Genomic DNA, 2698 nt, shown 5'->3' with positions numbered 1-2698 from the left:
CGCCACGACGGGGGCCGGGGCCGGCTCCGCCGGGGCCGGGAGCACCGGCGCCACGGGGGCCGGGGCCGCGGGCGCCTCGCAGGCCAGGACGGCCTGCTCGAGGAGCACGAGGAACTGGTCGACCGCGCTCTCGTCGAGGGCCAGCTCGGCCAGCAGCGCCTCGAACGCCACGGCGGCCTCGGCGACGGCCTGCTCCGCGACGGCGGGGTCGAGCGTGCCGAGCGCAATGGTGAGCTGCTGGTCGAGCTCCACCAGTCGGGCCTCGGCCAGGGCGACGGCCTCCGCGTCGCCGGACTCCTGGGCCGCCATCAGCGCGGCCGCGGCCGCCTCCAGCTCCTGCAGGCTGGGTCCGCCGGCGCCCTCGACGAGCGCGGCGTACTGCGCCTCGGCGGCGGACACTGCCTCGGCCGAGAGGTCGAGCGCCCCGAGCGACTCGGGGGTGAGCCCGGCGCCCGCCAGCGCCGCGTCCAGCTGTGCCGTGGCCTGCAGGCAGGCGGGGTCCCCCGGGGCCGCGACGGCCGCCGGGGCCCCGAGGAGGAGGCCTCCGGCCAGCATCGCGGCGGTGGCGCCCGTGGCCGCCCATGTCTTTCCAGCAGTCATGTCCTGTGTCTCCTGTGCTCGGTCGTCGCCCCGGGGTCGCCCCGCGGCCGGCAGCGCGCGGCAGGACCTCCCCCCGCGTCGCCGGTCCGCGCGGCGGCGGGGGCGACAGGAAATGTCGTGCTGCTGGTCGTGCGGCGTGCACCGCGGAGCTCGCGGAGATCCGGAGCGCGTCCGACGGACTGCTGTGCCGTCAAACTACTTGCCGGTAGTCCGTGTTGACAATAGTGAACGGGTCGGCCGCGTGCGGGCCCCGGCCGCTGGGCTCCGGCGGCGTCCTGCGCGCCCTGGGTGTCCCCGGTTGCCGTCCTGCGCGCACAGGACGGGAGCCGGGTACGCAGGACGCCGCGTCCCCCCGGTGCGGTGGCACCGGGGGGACGCGGCGTCAGGGGCGGGGCTGCCGTCCGAGGGGGGGCGGGGCTCAGCCGGCGGGGGTGGTCTCCAGGGCCTCCTGCCCGGCGGACCAGGCGGCGTAGGAGCCCTCGAGCTCCACCACGTCGTAGCCGGCGTGGCGCAGGGTCGAGGCCACGACCGAGCTGCGCAGCCCGCTCTGGCAGTAGGTCACGATCGTGCCCTGCTCCGGGAGCCGGTCCAGGTTCCACAGGACCCGGCCGCCGTGCAGCTGGGTGGAGCCGGGGATGTGGCCGGCGGTGTGCTCGCTCACGGCGCGCACGTCCAGCAGGACGGACTTGTCGAAGGTCTCGACCTCCTCGGGGGAGACCAGCCGCGGGGTGGTCTGCGGCAGGCCATCGATCCCGGTGACGTAGCCGGCCACGGCGTCGATGCCCACGCGCACCAGGTGGTCCCAGAACTCCTGGGCGGCCTCCTGATCCGGGGCCAGCAGCACCAGCGGCCGGTCGTCGGCCTCGGGGTTCACGGCCCAGGCTCCGAAGGTCGCGATGGACTTCCCTGCCGGGATGTTCAGCGCCCCGGTCACGGTCCCGGCGTGCACCTCGTCCGCGGAGCGGGTGTCCACGAAGGTCACCTCGCCGGCCGCCAGCCGCTGTGCGACCTGCTGCGGGTCGAGCTCGGGCAGGGGTGCCCGCTCGCCCATGACGGCCGGGCCCGGGCGGTTCTGGTTCTTCATCCGGCCGAAGTAGAACGGTGCGTCGGGCTGGCCGTCGAGCAGCTCGGCGACGAAGCCGGCCTCGTCGTCGGCCGCCAGGTAGGGGCCCCACCAGGCGTAGAGGCGCTCGTAGCCCACCGTGGTGGAGGGGATCGCACCCAGGGCCTTGCCGCAGGCCGAGCCCGCACCGTGGCCGGGGAAGACCTGGACGTGGTCGGGCAGGGTCAGGAACTTCTCCTTGAGGCTGGTGAACATCTGCTTCGCGCCGAGGAAGCGGGTGTCCACGCCGCCGGCGGCCTCGTCGAGGAGGTCCGGGCGGCCCAGGTCGCCGGAGAACACGAAGTCGCCGGTGAGCAGGTAGCCCGGGGCGTCGGCGAAGGCGCCGTCGGTGACCAGGAAGGACAGGTGCTCGGGGGTGTGGCCCGGGGTGTGCACCGCGGCCACCACGATGTTGCCGATGCGGATCTCGTCGCCGTCGTGCAGGCGGGCGGCCTCGAACTCGTACTGCCAGTCCTCCCCGCCCTCGCCGGAGACGTGGATGTCCGCGCCCGTGGCCGCAGCCAGCTCGCGGGTGCCGGAGAGGTAGTCGGCGTGGATGTGGGTCTCGGTGACGGCGGTGATCTCCATGCCGTTCTTCGCGGCCATGTCCCGGTAGACGTCGATGTCGCGGCGGGCGTCGACCACCAGCGCCTGGCCGGTGCGCTGGCAGCCGATGAAGTAGCTGGCCTGGGCGAGGTCCTCGTCGTAGATGCGCTCGATCAGCATGGGGTTCTCCTTCGTTCGATGGCTGGTGACGCGTGTCCGGAGGGGGTTCCCGCGTCGTCTTTAGCACAACGATAATACCCCTGGGGGTATCGTGCAAGTACCCCCTGGGGTATCTAGCCGCGGGGGTGCCGGGGCGGCGGCCGGCGGCTCCGGTGCCGGCGGACCGCCTCCTCGTAGGAGGCCACGAGGAACTCCGTCGCGGCCCGCCAGCCGAGGCCCTCGGCCTCCGCGCGGCCGGCGGCGCCCATCCGCGCGCGCAGGGCCGCGTCG

The 2698-nt window shown here is 74.7% G+C and carries 2 protein-coding genes; both read right to left on the bottom strand.

All coding sequences use genetic code 11. The annotated features are described in order from the left end of the window. On the bottom strand, nucleotides 1-600 hold a 600-nt coding region (locus CRM73_RS18815; protein WP_229588747.1), incomplete at its 3' end, for a hypothetical protein. A gap of 418 nt (nucleotides 601-1018) precedes the next feature. Then, a complete protein-coding gene (locus CRM73_RS18810) occupies nucleotides 1019-2428 on the bottom strand; it encodes an MBL fold metallo-hydrolase (protein ID WP_229588746.1) in 1410 nt (469 codons plus the stop codon). Between the last annotated feature and the right edge of the window lie 270 nt (nucleotides 2429-2698).

Source organism: Kocuria sp. CCUG 69068 (genome assembly GCF_020833785.1).
Lineage (GTDB): Bacteria > Actinomycetota > Actinomycetes > Actinomycetales > Micrococcaceae > Kocuria > Kocuria rosea.
Note: the sequence above shows the minus strand (reverse complement) of the source record. Positions and strands in the feature narration are given on the sequence as shown.

Coding starts and splice junctions, on each gene's coding strand:
- CRM73_RS18810 (WP_229588746.1), bottom strand. CDS start 2,428: ATGCTGATCGAGCGCATCTACGACGAGGACCTCGCCCAGGCCAGCTAC.